A 16180-nucleotide genomic window follows, 5' to 3' on the forward strand; every position below is an offset into this window, starting at 1 on the left:
CCCAGGTGACAAGCGGTGAATTGATCGTGACTTCGGTTGAACAGTCAGTGAAGTGCCGCCTCGGCGTGTGATGGTGGGACTAGGCTTGTCGAAGCACACCCGGAACACACCGGATGTGATGACGACTCTCATCTGTCAGAAGGGGGCCCGCAGTGCATCGTCTGCACAACACGGTCAAGAACTTCGAATGGGGCAGCACCGACGCGATTCCCGCAATCCTCGGCACTGCTCCGGACGGCACCCCCTGCGCTGAACTCTGGCTCGGGGCTCACCCGGTCAGCCCCTCTCGGCTCGACGTCAGTCGCACCTGCACCCAGGCTCCGCTGGAACATCAGAACCGCCTCGGCGCTCAGGGGACGGCGGGCGGTATCGCGACCGAGGCCGAACCTCGGCTCGGGCCCAACCTCATCGAGTATCTGGCGGGGGACCCGGAGGGCCTGCTCGGCCACGATTCCCTCGAGTCCTTCGGCTCGCGACTGCCGTTCCTGCTCAAAGTGCTCTCGGCCAGCAAGGCCCTGTCGATCCAGGTGCACCCGAATCGCGAGCAGGCGCGGGCAGGATTCGCCGCCGAGGAAGCGAACGGTCCTGCTCTGGACGCTCCCGACCGGAACTTCAAGGACGCCTCGGCGAAACCTGAGCTCATCTACGCGCTCACGGACTTCCACGCGCTCACGGGATTCCGCCCGCGCAAGGCTGTGCGGGCGACGTTCGAACGGATGCTCTCTCAACCGCTGACTCCGCCGTCCTTGGACGTCCTGGGCGCGATCATCGGCGCTCTGAAGTCCTTCAGCGAGTCCAAGGCGCTGTCCCGTGCCGTCGAAATCATCCTCAGCGACCCACGGACGCCCGGGCTCGTCGACGAGGTGGCTGCCCACGGAATCGACGAACAGCCGGTCGGGCACATCAGCCGATCCGGCAGCGAAGTCGACCCGGCGCAGACGTTCTGTGAGCTCGTCACCGACTACCCCCACGATCCGGGCACTCTGGTCGGACTCATGCTCAACCGGGTCCACCTGCAGCCGGGTGAGGCGCTGACCATGGACGCCGGGGTGCTGCATGCCTACCTCTTCGGCACAGGCATCGAGGTCATGGCCTCGAGCGACAACGTCGTGCGCGGCGGGCTGACCTCGAAGCACATCGACATCGAACAGCTGGCGACGATCACGGACTTCCGCGCCGGCACCCCGCGCATGGTCGAGCCCGACCACTCGAGAATGCTGCTCGGACCCACCGATGATTTCGCTCTGCAGGCGCTGCGGTGTCCGCGCATGACGACCGTGCAGCGGCGCGGTGCGGCGATCGCGCTGTGCACCGCGGGAACTGTCACTCTCAGCTCGCTCGGTTCGACGCTCACCCTCGAGCGTGGGCAGAGCGCCTTCATCGCGGCGAACGAACCGACAGTGACGGCAGACGGCCACGGCGACCTGTTCGTGGCGACCACCGGCTTGAACTCCGGAGCAGCCGGCCGCTGAGTCTGCGGCGAACGGACCGGACTCCTCTGCGGCGGCGGAACACAGAACAGTGGTCACAAACGGATGCTGCTGCGCGTTCAGAGCATCCGAACGTGACCACTGTTCGATCGGCAGGTGTCCTCGTTCGGACACTGCTCGCGTACGGCAGAGCCGCCTGCCGGTCACCTGGAGCTCAGGCGGCGACCTCGACGGTGGGGACGTCGGCGGGGACGATCACCTCGGCGCCGGTCTTCTCCTTGACCTCGTCGACGGTCACGCCCGGGGCGAGCTCGACGAGGGTGAAGGCGTCACCGCTGACATCGAGGACTGCGATATCGGTGATGATGCGTTCGACGACGCCCTTTCCGGTCAGCGGCAGGTCGCAGGACTTCAGCAACTTGTGCGAGCCGTCCTTGGCGACGTGGTCCATGATGACGATGACGCGCTGGGCGCCGTGCACGAGGTCCATCGCGCCGCCCATGCCCTTGACCATCTTGCCCGGGATCATCCAGTTCGCGATGTCGCCGTTCGTGGCCACCTGCATGGCGCCGAGGATCGCGGCGTTGATCTTGCCGCCGCGGATCATGCCGAAGCTCGCCGCCGAGTCGAAGTACGCGGCGCCCGGGTTCATCGTCACGATCTCCTTGCCCGCGTTGATGAGGTCGGGGTCGATCTCGTCCTCGGTCGGGTAGGGGCCGACACCGAGCAGCCCGTTCTCCGACTGGAGGACGAGATGGACGCCCTCGGGCAGGAAGTTCGGAACCAGGGTCGGCATGCCGATGCCGAGGTTGACGTAGCTGCCGTCTTCGAGTTCCTGGGCGGCACGGGCCGCCATCTGATTGCGTGTCAATGACATTTCTGTGTCTCCTCAGGCTTCTCGTACGGTGCGCTTCTCGATGGGCTTGTCCGCCACCTGCTCGGGCGTCAGCGGCACCACGCGGTGGACGAAGACGCCCGGCACGTGGACCATGTCGGGATCGATCTCGCCGGGTTCGACGAGCTTTTCGACCTCGGCGATGGTGATGCGAGCCGACTGTGCGGCCGGGGGATTGAAGTTCCTGGCCGAGGAGTGGAACACGAGATTGCCGTGCCGGTCGCCGATTGCCGCACGCACAAGTGCGTAGTCGGGGGCCAGGGACTTCTCGAGGACGTATTCCTTCTCTTCGCCGAAGGTGTCGAAGACCTTGGTCTCCTTGGCCGGGGACTCCGTGACGACGTTGCCGTCCGAGTCGTACTTCCAGGGCATGCCTCCCTCGGCGACCTGGGTGCCTGCGCCGGTGATGGTGTAGAAGCCCGGGATTCCGGCACCTCCTGCACGCAGCTTCTCCGCCAGGGTGCCCTGCGGGGTGAGTTCGACCTCGAGTTCACCGGAGAGGTACTGACGGGCGAATTCCTTGTTCTCGCCGACGTAGGAGGCGATGATGCGGCGAAGCCGCCCGTCGGCGAGCAGAATGCCCAGACCGCGGCCGTCGACGCCGGCGTTGTTCGAGATCACCTCGAGGTCCTTCGCTCCCTGGTCCTGGAGCGCCCGGATGAGGAATTCGGGCACGCCCACGACACCGAAGCCGCCCACGGCGATCGATGATCCATCTGCAATGTCGGCCACCGCTGCTGCGGGGGTATCAACTACTTTGTCCATGTGCCCAGTGTGCCATGGACCACTCCCAGCCCGGCGGCCAGGTCCGTGATGCGAGCATCGTCGACTCTGCTGGTGAGCAGGACTTCACCACCACCGAGGAGGTGCTGCAGGAAGCGCGGCCACTCGCCCGGCAGCGGGGTCGAGTTCGCGACGAGCAGTCCCTGCGGGCGGGGCTCGGCGGTCGTCTCCGAGCTCGTCCAGCCGATGACCTGTCCGTCCACTTCGAGGATGCCCGAAGCGTCGAGGCGGCGTGCAGTGACATCGGGGTAGGCGCGGATCGCGGAATTGACGTCGATGAAATCGGTATCGACCGGAGTGCTCAGCGCCAGGGCCGGGGGATTGAAGACGAAGACCTCGTCGGCATCGGCCACCGCGTCATCATCCTCATGACCGACGGGAACGAGAGCCATGAAGTCCTCCGCCGGCGGTTCTGCGGCGATGGTGACGCGGCCTCCGGCCAGCAGGACGCTGAGGATCGCGACGAGTTCACGCCAGTGCAGCCCCTTCGGCAGCGGAGCGAAGAGTGTGAAGTCCGGGCCGAGGTCATAGTCGCCGAAGAGGCCGACTCCCTTATTCACCCAGTTCGAGATGACCGGGCCGGTGAGGTCGAGCCGATCGAAATCGGGGCCGCGCCAGATGAGGACGGGTCCGCCGGTGTGCGCAATGACTGAGAGATCCATAGCCGCTTTCTTCGGTGTCGGATGTGTGGTGTCGGTTGTGTGGTGTCGGCCGGGCAGATCAGGGCACGATGAGACCGATGTCGATCGTCACCCCGCGGGGGAAGGCCCCCAGCTCACCGTCGACCCAGTGATAGCGGGTGGAAGCACTGAGATCCTCGGCGAAGAGCGCGGTGTGGAGCCGTTCGACCAAGGACCCGAGCCCGACCATCGCCTCGAGCAACGGAGGACCGCCCGACTGAGCGGTCGCCGGTGAATCAGAGGGACTGAGCGTAATCCGCGATCCGGAGCCTTCGATGCGCATCCGCCATGCCGCATGGCCGGGAGTCCGCGACTGCCCGGCGCGGACGACGCGGATCGCTCGAGAGACGCGTTCGAGGATGTCGTCGCTGTTGTCGCCGGCAGGGGCGCTGCCGGGCAGGTCGGTGACGCCCAGCCCGCGCTGGATGGCTTCGACGTGACCGTGGCGGAACCAGTCCTCGCCGAGATCGCGGGACAGTGCCCGGGCGCCGTCGCTGCCGTTGTCGAGGTATCCGCCGGCCCCGCGGACCAACGCCATCGGCAGTCCGCGGGAGGAGCCTTTGACCAGGTCCGCTGCCGCCGCGATCTCGTCGGCGACAGCGCGCACGGTCACGGTCTGGACGCGTCCGTCGTCGTCGGGGCGACCGCGCTGGTCGTCCAGGCCGGAGAACCCGGACAATCCGATGGCGATATCGCCGACCCCGACCCGCCACGGCCGCGAACTCGTATCCGAGATGACCAGGCCGATGCGCACCTCGAAGGCCTGCTCGACCCGTCGGCGCAGACCATCGGCGGACCGGTCGCTGTCGAGGGGGTGGAGGATGACGGCGCCGCCGGAGTTCGACTGGTCGAGACCCGCTGCGGCCTGCACGGTGCCCGCCGGAGTGCGCACGACCTGAACGGTGATGCCGGAGCGATAGGAGCGTTCGGCGACGAGGTGAGTGCCGGTCTCCGCGACGAGTTCTTCGAACTCGGCGCGATCTGAGACCGTGCGCAGGCGGCCCTCGGCTTTGGAGACGACCTTCGACGCGACGACGAGGATATCGCCGTCCTTGAGGTCGATGCGGTTGCGCCGCAGTGCGTTGATGAGGATCGCAGAGAGGTCGGAACCCTGCCCGATCTCTTCCTCGACGGGAGGCGCGTAGACGGTGAGCAGACGATCATTCATGCCGGGCCGCCGGTGATTCCACTCTCATTCCTCCATAATCCCATTGCGGGTCCCCACTTTCTAAATTCTCCAGGTTTGTTCAGGCGGATCCCACAGGTTGTGCCCTATGACCGGACCGTGACCTATATATGGGGTTCTGGGTGCGTGTGCATGTGAATGCGTGTTCGAATTGCGTCTCATGGGGTGTCTCAGTACTCCATAAGGGCTTGACGGGGCGGTAATGACACGCGTGTAATTTATACCTAAGGGGAACGCGCCGAGCAGGGATCCTTCAGGATTCGACCGTACATCGGACTGATCGCCTCAGTCACGGTACTGGACCTGCTCGAGCGTGAGAAAGGGGAAAACCGTGCAAAGTGCACAGAGAGAATGGCGGGAGAGAGAAGACTTCACCGCCGCACCGGGAGTCACCTCCCGCCGTGCCGAAGACTGGTTCATCGAACCGGGAGCACGTACACCCGAGACGCTGCCGGATCCGCTGGCCGTCGATCCGAGTGATCTGACACCGCTGCAGCCGGACAACTCCGCGGTCTCTCCGCTGTCGCTGCTCCTGGGAGCCGCGGACGACGGCGAACTGTCCTGGCAGGACCAGGCCCTCTGCGCTCAGACCGACCCCGAGGCGTTCTTCCCGGAGAAGGGCGGATCGACTCGTGAAGCCAAGCGGGTCTGCGCCTCCTGCGACGTCCGTTCCGAATGCCTCGAATATGCTCTCGCCAACGATGAGCGCTTCGGCATCTGGGGCGGAATGTCCGAACGCGAACGCCGCCGGCTCAAGAAAAAGGTCGTGTGAGTCAATCCGTCACCATCGTCGTCGTCTCCGGCGACGATGCCAGCAAGGTCGAGCTCGAAACAGCTCTTCGTCCGCACTTCCCCGAGATCCCCGTGGTGGATCTCGGGGGTCGGACGGTCCGCGAAGCCGGCGAGATGCCGGACGTCGCGGACTCGGATTTCCTGTGGTTCCTCACCCCTGACTCCCGTCCCGAACCCGACTGTCTCGATGAGCTGCTCGACGCCATCGGGGAGACGGAATCCATCGCCGCCGTCGGACCGAAGCTCATGTGCTCCGGCCGCATCGTCTCCGCCGGAGTGAGCACCACCTCGGCGGGGGAGCGCTTCAACCCCGTAGGCTCCGGGGAGATCGATCAGGGCCAGCGCGACAGTCAGATCGAAACGCTGGGTCTCGACCTCCCGGGCCTGCTCATGGCCACCACGGAACTTGAGCGCATCGGCGCACCCTCCCGAGTGCTCGGCCCCGCCTACTCCGGACTCGAATACTCCCGTCGTCTGCGCGACCTCGGCGCCCGCGTGCTGCTGGCACCGCGTGCGCGGATGGAGATCTCCGCGACCTCGGCCGCCCGACTCGGCTCCTCACCCCACCCGCCGACATCGAAAGCTCAGATCCGGACCGAGCAGCGATACCGTCTCAGCCTCGCCGGACAGGGACTGTTCTCCCTGTTCTGCCTGCTCGCGATCGGCCATATCGGCCGCATCCTCGGCGGGCTGCTGTCGAACAACTTCCGCCCCGCCGGATGGCATCTCTCGGCACTCTTCGGACTTCCCACGGACGTGTCGACCACCGCCCCGCTGCGGCGGGCCAACGCACGTCGCAACCGAGTGGCCAAACGATCGAACACCGCCCACGTTGCCGCGCTCTTCGCCGATGACGAAGAACTCGCCGTCCAACGCCGGACGATGAGCGGTGAGGCCGACGACCCGCGTCCTGCAGAGGTGCCCACCGGCGGCCCCGACGCCGATGCGGAGCTCAATCCGGTCGGCGACACCGAGGAGGCCATCGACTCCTTCTCCCGACTGGAGATCACCGGCGGTTCCAGCCTGCTGCGCGCACCCCTGACCTATGTGATCCTCGCTGCCGTGGTGATGAGCGGTGTCATCAGCTTTCGACTCTTCGGCCCCGGTCACCTCGACGGCGGCGCCCTGGGGTCGACGGACATCGGCCTCGGTGAGATCGTCGACCGCCTGCTCGGCCGGCACCTCGACGTCTCGACCGGTGCGGCAGTGCCTGCCGACCCCTATCACCTCGTCCTCGGCGTCCTCTCCCTCCTCTTCTTCGGCCATGTCGACGTCATGGTCCGCTCCCTGCTGTTGGCTGCACCGATCGCGGCCGCCGTCACCGCCTACGCGGGTACCGGCAGCGTGCTGGCCCGGCGGTGGGTCCGAGGTTTCGCCGCTCTGCTGTGGATCGCGTCCCCGCTGCTGACGACCGCACTGTCGGACGGCCGCCTCGGCGTGGTCTTCGTCTGGATCTGCGCACCGCTGGTGGCGGTGACTCTGCGCCGCAGCCTGACCACCGGATCGATCGCCGCGGCCGCCGGCACAGGCCTGCTGCTGTACGTCATCACCGCCGGAGTTCCGCTCCTCCTGCTGGTCACGATCCTCGGCACAGCGGTGCTGCTGGTCGCCGGTCGCGGCCTGCGTCATCTGTGGCTGCTCGCTCCGACCGTGTTCCTGGGCTGGCCATGGCTGTGGGCCGTGGTCCGCGAACCCGGAACGCTGCTGACCATGCCCGGGCAGACCACGGCCACGGACTCTGCGCCGACGTATCTTCTGGCCGTCGGCTTCCCCGCTCCGATCGACATGACCTGGCTGGCGAACCTCATCGCCGACCTCGGTCTCGGCGAGGTCTCTGCCGACGTCCTCGAGCTCTGGGCACCGGTCCTCATGCTGCCGATGCTCATCCTGGCCTTCTTCGCCCTCATCGAAACCCGGCTCGAACTCTCCCGCCTGACCTGGGCGGTCGGGCTCTACCTCGGCGGTCTCGTCCTTGCCACGGTCCAAGTGCATCTGCCCGCGCAGACGGGGCCGTTCCATCTCATCGAGTCCTACCCCGCAGCAGGACTGACCCTGGTCAGCCTCGGCTCGATCCTGCTGCTGTGCCTCGGTGCCGACCGCGCGGCCGGACGACGTCCCCGGCGCGGCCGGACCGCCGGTGCGACGACCCCGAAGAGCGGTGCCGAGGCGAGCTCCGCGACCGCTGGTCGTGCGCCCATGCGCGGCCTCGTCGGGCTCGTGACAGTGGCGGCCATCGGGCTCGTCGCCATCGGTGCCGGACAGGCCGCGTCCTCGTCGGATCCGGTCACCGCGACATCTGAGAGCACTGTCCCCGCTCTGGCCGCCGATCGCGCGGAAGGGGCGACCCAGGCGCGCACTCTCCGTCTGGTCAATGTCGACGGAGAGGTTCTGGCCACTCTCGTCTCCTCTGCCGACGGCACGGTTCTGGGCACCTCGACCGTGACCTCGGCCGAGACCGTCGGCGGGTGGCCGTGGCAGCGTCGTCCGCTGCCGATCACCTCCGACCAGGTGCTCGTGGCTCAGGCCGCGTCCGCGCTGTCGGCCGACGACGCCGGTGACGTCGGCAGCATCCTCGGCGAGCTCGGGGTCGATTTCGTCCTCATCGGCCCGAACGCCGGCAGCCTGACCAACTCCGTGTCCGTCTCGGAGGGCCTCCTGCCGGTCGGCCCCACCTCGTCGGGACAGCTGTGGCGCGTCGACAAGCCCTACAGCGGACGGTTCCTCATCCGCGACTCCGAAGGGCAGGTCTCCACCGCGGCGATGACGGGCACCACCGCGACGGTGCCGGCCGGCCAGGAGGGGCGCACACTGACGATCGCCGACGCCTCAGACGGAATCACCGCGCGCATCGACGGCGAGCCGCTGCCGCAGCCGAAGCCCGACGCAGAGGAGCGGGCCAGCGAATTCGACCTCCCCGCGTCCGGAGGGACGGTCGACATCACATTGAACTCGCCGCTCTACCCGGTCGGAGTCATCGTCGGATGGGTCCTCGGACTGCTCAGCCTCATCGTGGCCATTCCCTTCGGTCGGGCAGGGAACACGACGAGCACGCCCGGCCGCGCCGAGGAGAGAGCATGAAGCATCAGCGCAGCATCGTCACCTTCGCGGCCATCGCCGTGCCCGGAGTGCTCGTGGCCACGACCTCGTTCCTCACTCCGCTGACCCCCGGCACGCTGAACCGCAGCCCCGAGCAGGTGCGCATGCCCACCGCGGATACCCGCGTGGTCTGCCCCGGGCCCCTGCTCACAGCCGGGGAAGCCGAAGGCACCGATGCCGAATTCGTCGATGATTCGAAGGTCTCGACCCGGGTCGTCTCCGCGTCCGCTCCGATCGGCGCTGCAGACGGCTCGACCTCCTCGGCTCGCTTGCAGGTCGCCGATCTGGGCGGTTCGATCGACTTCGACAATCCCTCCGGCCAGGGTTTCGTCTCCGGCGATGACAGCATCGACTCGACAAAGCTCGTCACCGGTTTCGCCCGTCCCGGCGCCCCTGCACTGACGACCGGTCTCGAGACCGTCGAAGGCAGTTCCGGTGACCTCACCGGCCTCGCCACACTCACCTGTGCCCAGGCGTCGAGCAGCTTCCGGATCGTCGCCGGATCCGGTGCCACCGGCTCGAACTCGCAGCTGCTGCTGAGCAATCCGGGAGACGTTCCCGTCCAGGCGAAGGTCGCCCTCATGACTCCCGGCGGTGAGACTGCAGAACCGACCGAACTGAGCATCAAGGCCGGTCAGCAGCGTGCCGTCCCGCTGGGCGGTCTGGCCGGAGGAGCCGAAGCCCTGGCCGTCGACGTCACCGTCGACGGCGGAGTGCTGGCCGGCTCGATCCAGGAGACCGTCCTCGACGGCCTCGAACCGCAGGGCATCGACCTCGCCGCCGGTGGTGCCGGCGCCGATCGCCAGCAGGTGCTCACCGGACTCAGCGGCAAGGATGTGCGGGTGCGGGTGGCGAACCCGAGCAGCGATCTCGCCGAGGTGTCCCTGAGGGCGTACGGACCCGACGGCGAGATCGACATTCGCCGTTCGTCCATGACCGTCGTCGGCCGCGGTGTCGCCGAGGCCGAGCTCGGCGATCTCGATGCCACGAGCCTCGTCGTCGAATCGTCGCAGCGTGTGCAGGCGGGGGCCTTCATCGGCAAGGACGGTGAGAAGGGTGCGGCCGACTTCGGCAGCATCCCGTCAACCGACACTCTCGCCGAGACCCAGTTCTTGGCGCTTCCGCGCACGGGTGAGCCCTCCCTTTATCTCTCGCCCGGTCAGGGGCATGTGCAGGTGCAGGGAATGCTCGACGACGGAACGCTTACCGACCCGCAGTCGATCGATCTCAACCCGACGGGAACGACCGTGTTCAACCCGAGCGAGGTCTCCGAGGAGCCGGTGCGCGCGCTCGTCCTCAAAGGATCCCAAGCTTCGGGGTCGCAGGCCGATGGAGTGCATGCGACTCTCGTCGTGACCACCGAGGACGGTATCTCCACTGCCGTCCCGGCCCCGGCCCCGGCGGGGGTGGCCTACCGGGATATCCGTCTCGGCTGAGATCCTGCGACCTGCTGTGGGCGGGCCTGCTCGACCTGCCGCGCCGGGGAGGCCCGCCGAGCGGTCTCAGGTGCGACGGAGGATATCGATCTGGTCGGCCACCACCTCGGCGATGAGCGCATCGCGGGCCTCGCTGCCGGCATGGTCTTCGATCACCCGCCGGTAGAGGACGATATGGGTGGGCCGATCCCCGGCCGACGGGAAGACGCGACCGAAGCTCGGTTCGGTCGAACTCGCCGGCGGGACGGAATCGACGGCCAGCACCACCTCGGCGAGGAGATCGGGCTCGCGTCTGCGCATCCGGGCGAACTCGGCGGCCGCGACCGCGGTGAAACTCTCCGCCCGACTCAGCCGCGCAGGCACCTCGGCCCGGTGCAGCGGAGACCGCAGACCCCGCCCGTGTCGGTCGCGATGTCGCCGTGGTCTCATAGCCTCTCATTCTACGTGCGGGGCCGCCGCGCCTGAGCGAATCGGCGGGTCGCGGCGTGTAGAGTGTGGGACTGTGTCAGCCGTGAGAATGTGTTCCAAAGTCAGCTGTTCGCGCCCCGCCGCCGCCACCATGACGTACGTGCACGCCGATGCGACCGTCGTCATCGGACCTCTGGGCAGGCGAGCCGAGCCGGGCGCTCATGACCTGTGCGCCGAACATGCGGCGAAACTGACCCCACCCGTGGATTGGCAGCTCATCCGCATCGACTCCGGCCAGGCCCCGCCCGAACGCAGCCACGATGACCTGCTGGCCATCGCCGACGCCGTCCGTGAAGCCGCCGACCGTGCCGATCGGACCCCGCCCGGGCCCGAGTCGGCCCCGGCAGACGACCCGGCGGCCGCAGGACGCCGACACGGTCACCTGCGCATCATCGGCGACTCATGACCCTGCCCGAACCGAGCTCGACCGGCACCGATCCCGCACCGCAGATCCTGACGGACTCCGACCTCGGACGAGCCCGGGCGGCCGCGCTCGATGCCGCCGTCGGCGCCTATGACATCCGCGGTCGCATTCCCGATCAGCTCGACGAGGACATCCTGTTCGCACTCGGTTGGGCGACGGCCAGAGCCATGGCAGAGATCCACGCCGCCACCGAGGTGGTCATCGGTCACGATATGCGACCGAGTTCTCCCGGGTTCGCTCGCTCCTTCGCCGCCGGAGTCGACGCGTCCGGATCGATAGCCGTCCTGCTGGGACTGTGCTCGACCGATCAGCTCTACTTCGCCTCCGGCATCTTCGACCTGCCCGGCGCCATGATCACCGCCAGCCACAATCCCGCCGACTACAACGGGATCAAGATCTGCGGGCCCAGCGCCGCCGGCGTCAGCCTGGCCTCCGGTCTCTCGAGGGTCCGGGAACTCGCGGTCACCGCACCGCAGAGCGACGGCCGCAGAGTCGCCGAGGATGCGGCTGCGGCAACACGGATGAGGCAGCAGTACGTGGCCCGGATCCGCGAACTCACGCACGTCGATGAGGTGCAGGGTCTGACGATCGTGCTCGACGCCGGCAACGGCATGGCCGGGCGCCTCCTCGGGGAGGTCTTCGGCGCGGACGCCGGAGCCGCCTCGGTGCCCTTCGACGTCATCGGCCTCTTCACCGAACTCGACGGCACCTTCCCCAACCACGAAGCGAACCCGCTCAAACCCGAGAACCTCGTCGACGCCGCACGCGCCGTCGTCGACAACGGCGCCGATCTGGGCCTCGTCTTCGACGGGGACGCCGACCGGTGCTTCTTCATCGACGAGACCGGGGCGACGATGTCGTCCTCGGCCGTCGGCGCACTCGTCGCCGAACGGGAGATCGCCCGGGCCCGAGCACTCGGCAATGACCGCCCGACCGTCATCCACAACCTCATCACCTCCCGCAGTGTGGCCGAGACGATCACAGCCTCCGGCGGCCATGCACTGAGATCGAAGGTCGGTCATTCGGGCATCAAGACGCTCATGCGCGAAACCGGATCCGTCTTCGCCTGCGAACACTCCGCACATTTCTATTTCGACGAATTCTTCGGCGCGGACTCGGGAATGCTCGCCGCCTGCCACCTCATCGCCGCCCTCGCCGGGTCACAGGCTCCCGCCTCTCTTCTGGTCGCCGACTATGACAGGTTCGAACAGTCCGGCGAGATCAACTTCACCGTCTCCGATCCCGACGCCGTGCTCGCCGCCTTCGCCGCCCACGCCGGAGAGTTCCCCGACAGCACCGTCGATGACCTCGACGGAATCGGTCTGCAGGGGTCGGACTGGTGGGTGAACCTGCGCAAGTCCAACACCGAACCTCTCGTCCGTCTCAACGTCGAGGCCGCCGAGCCGGCGCAGGTCGACGCACTCACCCGCCAGGTCACGGACTTCGTCACCGCTCGCGCCTGAAGCCGGCGCCGTCCGCAGATCGGGCACGACGCGACAAGCCGGCCGCCCCGGCAATAGACTCGAACCCGATCCGACAGCCCGCCGTATGGAGGTACCGTGCTCGATTCCACTGACTTCAAGGTCGCCGATCTCAGCCTGGCCGAGGCCGGCCGGCACCAGATCCGCCTCGCCGAAAGGGAGATGCCGGGCCTCATGGCGCTGCGTGAGGAATACGCGTCGACGTTGCCGCTGGCCGGGGCGCGCATCGCCGGCAGCCTGCACATGACCGTGCAGACCGCGGTCCTCATCGAAACCCTCGTCGCCCTCGGCGCAGACGTCAGGTGGGCCAGCTGCAATATCTTCTCCACCCAGGACGAAGCCGCAGCGGCCGTCGTCGTCGGCTCCGGCACTCCCGACGCCCCGGCCGGTGTCCCGGTCTTCGCGTGGAAGGGCGAGACCCTCGACGAGTACTGGTGGGCCGCGGACAAGATCTTCGACTTCGCAGACGGTCCCAACCTCATCCTCGACGACGGCGGCGACGCCACCATGTACGTGCTCAAGGGCACCGAATTCGAAGCCGCCGGGGGAGTTCCCACCGCCGGAGCCGAGGACTCGGAGGAATACGCAGTCCTGCTCAAGCAGATCGCCACGTCCATCGCGGCGACTCCCGGCCGGTTCGCCCGCCTGGCTGCCGGGATCAAGGGGGTGAGCGAGGAGACGACGACCGGAGTCAACCGACTCTACCGCCTCGCCGAACAGGGCGGACTGCCGTTCCCCGCCATCAACGTCAACGACTCCGTGACGAAGTCGAAGTTCGACAACCGCTACGGCATCCGCCATTCGCTGCCCGACGGACTCAACCGCGCCACCGACGTCCTCATCGGCGGAAAGATCGCCGTCGTCATCGGCTACGGCGACGTCGGCAAGGGCGCCGCCGAGGCTCTGCGCGGACAGGGTGCGCGCGTCATCGTCACCGAGATCGACCCGATCTGTGCGCTGCAGGCGACGATGGACGGCTACCAGGTCGATCTCCTCGCCGAGGCGGCTGCCCAGGCTGACATCATCATCACCACGACGGGCAACACCCGGGTCCTCGATGTCGATGTGCTGCAGACGCTCAAACCCGGTGCCATCGTCGGCAACGTCGGCCACTTCGACGAGGAGATCGATCTGGCCGGGCTGTCCCGTCTGCCCGGAGTGGAGAAGATCGAGATCAAACCCCAGGTCCACGAGTGGAGCGTACCCGTGCCCGCCGAGGCGGGACTCGACCGTGACCGCACGGATTTCCTCGTCCTCTCCGAAGGACGGCTGCTCAACCTGGGCAACGCCACCGGCCATCCGTCGTTCGTGATGAGTGCGTCGTTCAGCAATCAGGTGCTCGCCCAGATCGAGCTGTGGAACGCTCACGACGACTACGGCAACACGGTGCACCGCCTGGCGAAGGAACTCGACGAGAAGGTGGCGCGCCTCCACCTGCCGGCTCTCGGGGCGAAGCTGTCCGAACTGAGCAAGGAACAGGCCGAATACATCGGTGTGGACGTGGCGGGACCGTTCAAACCCGAGCACTACCGCTACTGATCGGACCGGCGGCGGGTGAGGCTGAGACCGTAGGGGAGCGCGTCGACTCCGGACCGGAACGCGTTCGCACGAGCCGTGCGTCGGCGCTGCTTCTCGATCTCGGCGATGCGCAGCCGGTGGATGACTGCGGACAGGAACTGTTCGGGAAACGTACCCTCCGGCGGGGCCGGAGCCACATAGACATTGAGCTCGGTGGCGAGCTCGATGGCTCGCTGCCACCGCGACTCCGCTCCGAGCTGGGGCGCCATGGCGAGAAACCGGACGATGCGCCGATGCAGGCCGTCGGGCAGCGACGTCACATCGGTGCGGCCCAGCCAGTCGTGCAGATGCGGAGCCACGTGAGTGTGCATGGGCGGCAGAGGTCGGCTGCGTTCGCTCACGGCGATGGTTCCGGCCAGATAGTCGCCGAGGCGCTTGGCCTGCGGTGAGAGGAGCCCGGACAGGGCTGCGATGCCGCCGCCCGAGGAGACGAACTCGAACGGCCACAGCAGGGCGCGGATGAAGGAATGCCGCAGGCGCACCGCACCGCCGTCGTCGCGGACGACCCGCAGCCCGAGGATGAGCTTGCCCAGCGAACGACCGTGGCTGAGCACCTCGACGAGCATCGGCAGCAGCACGAAGACGACGATGGTCATGACGGTGATGAGGGAGCCGAGAAGCAGTCCGTTGAGATCGAGGACCTTGAGCATCAACCAGAACATCGCGATGAGCAATCCGATATTCACCAGCGAATAGACGATGTAGTCGATCAGAGCGCTCAACGCCCGAGCCGCCAGAGCGGCGGGCTGGACATTGAGTTCGACGGCTTCACCGGTGATCAGAGTACTCACCCGCCCATCGTGTCACATCGCCGCGTTCCGAGGCGGACGTTTCGCCGAGAGCATGCGGGTGCCTCTCGCAACGTCGGAGGTGCCTGTGCGTCGTCTCCGATAGGCTGGAGGGATGGATCCGAACCTGCTGGCCCAGCTGCACGGCGATGACTGGCTGGAACTGTCGGCATTGGCGAAGAAGAACACGCTGACACCTGAGCAGACGACCCGTTTCCTTGAGCTCTACCGGACCGCGTCGAAGGATCTCTCACGGATCACGACCGTGGCCCCCGACTCTCTCGAAGCCGCACGGCTCTCGGCGATCGTCCACCGCTGTCGCAATCATCTCTCGTCCGTGCCCAGCGGGGGACTGTCGGGCCTGTCACGGTTCTTCGTCATCAGTCTGCCGCTGTCGCTGTACCGGCTGCGGTGGGACTTCGTCATCGTGGCCGCCGGATTCCTCGCCGTCGCCGTCGTGTCGGGGATCTGGGCGGGAACGCATCCGGAAGTGCTCGAGACCTTCGGTGATCGTGAGTTCCGACGACAGTTCGCCGAACACGATTTCGTCGACTACTACAAGGAGAACCCGAACGGCTTCTTCGCCGTCGGCGTGTGGACGAACAACGCCTGGATCGCCGTCCAGTTCGTCCTCCTCGGCATCACCGGCGGCTACGTCATCGTCGGACTGTTCTCGAATGCGGTCAACGTCGGCTTCTCCGGGGCGATGATGTTCGAGTTCGGCAGAGCCTCCGACTTCTTCCTCTACATCCTGCCGCACGGGATTCCGGAGATCAGCTGCATCATCCTCGCCGCTGCCGCGGGTCTGCGTCTCTTCTTCGCCTGGGTGGTGCCGGGGCCCAGGCTGCGCCGTGACAAGCTTGCCGGTGAGGCCCGGTCGCTGCTCGTCGTCGCCGGCGGCCTCGTGCTGCTGCTGTTGGGTTCGGGGCTCATCGAGGGGTTCGTGACACCGAACCCGATTCCGCCGGCGCTCAAGATCGCCATCGGCGTGGCCTACACCGCCGCGGTCGTCGTCTATGCCCGGTACTTCGGCAAGCGCGCTGCCGCAGCCGGACTCAGTGCTGATCTGGACGATCACCAGGCCGGATACTCGGTCATCTCGACCGACCGCTGACCTGCGTACCCGCCCCTGACGGGCGTTCC

Annotated in this window: 14 protein-coding genes; 8 read left to right on the forward strand and 6 right to left on the reverse strand. The window is 67.2% G+C overall.

Translation table 11 applies throughout. From position 1 onward, the window contains the following. Positions 1-152: 152 nt before the first annotated feature. Positions 153-1472, forward strand: a complete 1320-nt coding sequence (gene manA, locus CXR29_RS06340; protein WP_127364166.1) for a mannose-6-phosphate isomerase, class I — start codon at positions 153-155, stop codon at positions 1470-1472. A 172-nt stretch (positions 1473-1644) separates the two neighbouring features. Here the strand turns inward: manA and CXR29_RS06345 are convergent, their stop codons facing one another. The 4 genes from CXR29_RS06345 to CXR29_RS06360 are packed head-to-tail and all read right to left on the reverse strand — an operon-like array spanning position 1645 to position 4956. Further along, positions 1645-2307 carry a CoA transferase subunit B gene (locus CXR29_RS06345; protein WP_025777157.1) on the reverse strand — a complete coding sequence of 221 codons (663 nt, stop codon included), beginning with the start codon at positions 2305-2307 and terminating at the stop codon, positions 1645-1647. Positions 2308-2319: 12 nt separating this feature from the next. Further along, positions 2320-3090, reverse strand: coding sequence for a CoA transferase subunit A (locus CXR29_RS06350; RefSeq protein ID WP_127364167.1), 771 nt, complete (start codon positions 3088-3090; stop codon positions 2320-2322). Continuing rightward, positions 3078-3770 carry a hypothetical protein gene (locus CXR29_RS06355; RefSeq protein ID WP_127364168.1) on the reverse strand — a complete coding sequence of 231 codons (693 nt, stop codon included), beginning with the start codon at positions 3768-3770 and terminating at the stop codon, positions 3078-3080. Before CXR29_RS06355 ends, CXR29_RS06350 begins: the two co-directional genes overlap by 13 nt. A 58-nt stretch (positions 3771-3828) precedes the next feature. Then, entirely contained in the window at positions 3829-4956 is a 1128-nt protein-coding gene (locus tag CXR29_RS06360; protein WP_127364169.1) for a coenzyme F420-0:L-glutamate ligase, read from the reverse strand. Between the two features lie 349 nt (positions 4957-5305). On the opposite strand from CXR29_RS06360, the gene CXR29_RS18030 reads away from it, so the two are divergent. The 3 genes from CXR29_RS18030 to CXR29_RS06375 are packed head-to-tail and all read left to right on the forward strand — an operon-like array spanning position 5306 to position 10298. Next, positions 5306-5746 (forward strand): WhiB family transcriptional regulator, encoded by a 441-nt coding sequence (locus CXR29_RS18030; RefSeq protein WP_369864242.1) that lies wholly within the window; start codon positions 5306-5308, stop codon positions 5744-5746. Further along, positions 5743-8844, forward strand: a complete 3102-nt coding sequence (locus CXR29_RS06370; RefSeq protein WP_127364170.1) for a glycosyltransferase family protein — start codon at positions 5743-5745, stop codon at positions 8842-8844. The genes CXR29_RS18030 and CXR29_RS06370 overlap by 4 nt, the downstream gene beginning before the upstream one ends. Next, a complete protein-coding gene (locus CXR29_RS06375; protein ID WP_127364171.1) occupies positions 8841-10298 on the forward strand; it encodes a DUF5719 family protein in 1458 nt (485 codons plus the stop codon). Before CXR29_RS06370 ends, CXR29_RS06375 begins: the two co-directional genes overlap by 4 nt. A gap of 66 nt (positions 10299-10364) precedes the next feature. Here the strand turns inward: CXR29_RS06375 and CXR29_RS06380 are convergent, their stop codons facing one another. Continuing rightward, positions 10365-10727 (reverse strand): metallopeptidase family protein, encoded by a 363-nt coding sequence (locus tag CXR29_RS06380; protein WP_025777164.1) that lies wholly within the window; start codon positions 10725-10727, stop codon positions 10365-10367. A gap of 88 nt (positions 10728-10815) precedes the next feature. On the opposite strand from CXR29_RS06380, the gene CXR29_RS06385 reads away from it, so the two are divergent. The 3 genes from CXR29_RS06385 to ahcY all read left to right on the forward strand — a co-directional run bounded on the left by CXR29_RS06385 (position 10816) and on the right by ahcY (position 14210). Next, positions 10816-11172 (forward strand): DUF3499 domain-containing protein, encoded by a 357-nt coding sequence (locus CXR29_RS06385; protein WP_127365287.1) that lies wholly within the window; start codon positions 10816-10818, stop codon positions 11170-11172. After that, entirely contained in the window at positions 11169-12653 is a 1485-nt protein-coding gene (locus CXR29_RS06390) for a phosphohexomutase domain-containing protein (RefSeq protein ID WP_127364172.1), read from the forward strand. Before CXR29_RS06385 ends, CXR29_RS06390 begins: the two co-directional genes overlap by 4 nt. 96 nt (positions 12654-12749) lie before the next feature. After that, positions 12750-14210 (forward strand): adenosylhomocysteinase, encoded by a 1461-nt coding sequence (ahcY, locus tag CXR29_RS06395; protein WP_127364173.1) that lies wholly within the window; start codon positions 12750-12752, stop codon positions 14208-14210. Here ahcY and CXR29_RS06400 read toward each other — a convergent pair. Further along, positions 14204-15040, reverse strand: a complete 837-nt coding sequence (locus CXR29_RS06400) for an RDD family protein (protein WP_240812099.1) — start codon at positions 15038-15040, stop codon at positions 14204-14206. The genes ahcY and CXR29_RS06400 overlap by 7 nt on opposite strands. Positions 15041-15152: 112 nt before the next feature. Here CXR29_RS06400 and CXR29_RS06405 point away from each other — a divergent pair, with 112 nt between their 5' ends. Next, positions 15153-16151, forward strand: coding sequence for a stage II sporulation protein M (locus CXR29_RS06405; protein ID WP_025777169.1), 999 nt, complete (start codon positions 15153-15155; stop codon positions 16149-16151). The last annotated feature ends 29 nt before the right edge of the window (positions 16152-16180 follow it).

The sequence above is a fragment of the Brevibacterium linens genome, from assembly GCF_003999335.1.
Lineage (GTDB): Bacteria > Actinomycetota > Actinomycetes > Actinomycetales > Brevibacteriaceae > Brevibacterium > Brevibacterium linens.

Excerpts from the sequence above, each read along its gene's own strand:
- CXR29_RS06345 (WP_025777157.1), bottom strand. The coding sequence starts at position 2,307 with ATGTCATTGACACGCAATCAGATGGCGGCCCGTGCCGCCCAGGAACTC.
- CXR29_RS06350 (WP_127364167.1), bottom strand. The coding sequence starts at position 3,090 with ATGGACAAAGTAGTTGATACCCCCGCAGCAGCGGTGGCCGACATTGCA.
- CXR29_RS06355 (WP_127364168.1), bottom strand. The coding sequence starts at position 3,770 with ATGGATCTCTCAGTCATTGCGCACACCGGCGGACCCGTCCTCATCTGG.
- CXR29_RS06360 (WP_127364169.1), bottom strand. The coding sequence starts at position 4,956 with ATGAATGATCGTCTGCTCACCGTCTACGCGCCTCCCGTCGAGGAAGAG.
- CXR29_RS06375 (WP_127364171.1), top strand. The coding sequence starts at position 8,841 with ATGAAGCATCAGCGCAGCATCGTCACCTTCGCGGCCATCGCCGTGCCC.
- CXR29_RS06380 (WP_025777164.1), bottom strand. The coding sequence starts at position 10,727 with ATGAGACCACGGCGACATCGCGACCGACACGGGCGGGGTCTGCGGTCT.
- CXR29_RS06385 (WP_127365287.1), top strand. The coding sequence starts at position 10,816 with ATGTGTTCCAAAGTCAGCTGTTCGCGCCCCGCCGCCGCCACCATGACG.
- CXR29_RS06390 (WP_127364172.1), top strand. The coding sequence starts at position 11,169 with ATGACCCTGCCCGAACCGAGCTCGACCGGCACCGATCCCGCACCGCAG.
- CXR29_RS06405 (WP_025777169.1), top strand. The coding sequence starts at position 15,153 with ATGGATCCGAACCTGCTGGCCCAGCTGCACGGCGATGACTGGCTGGAA.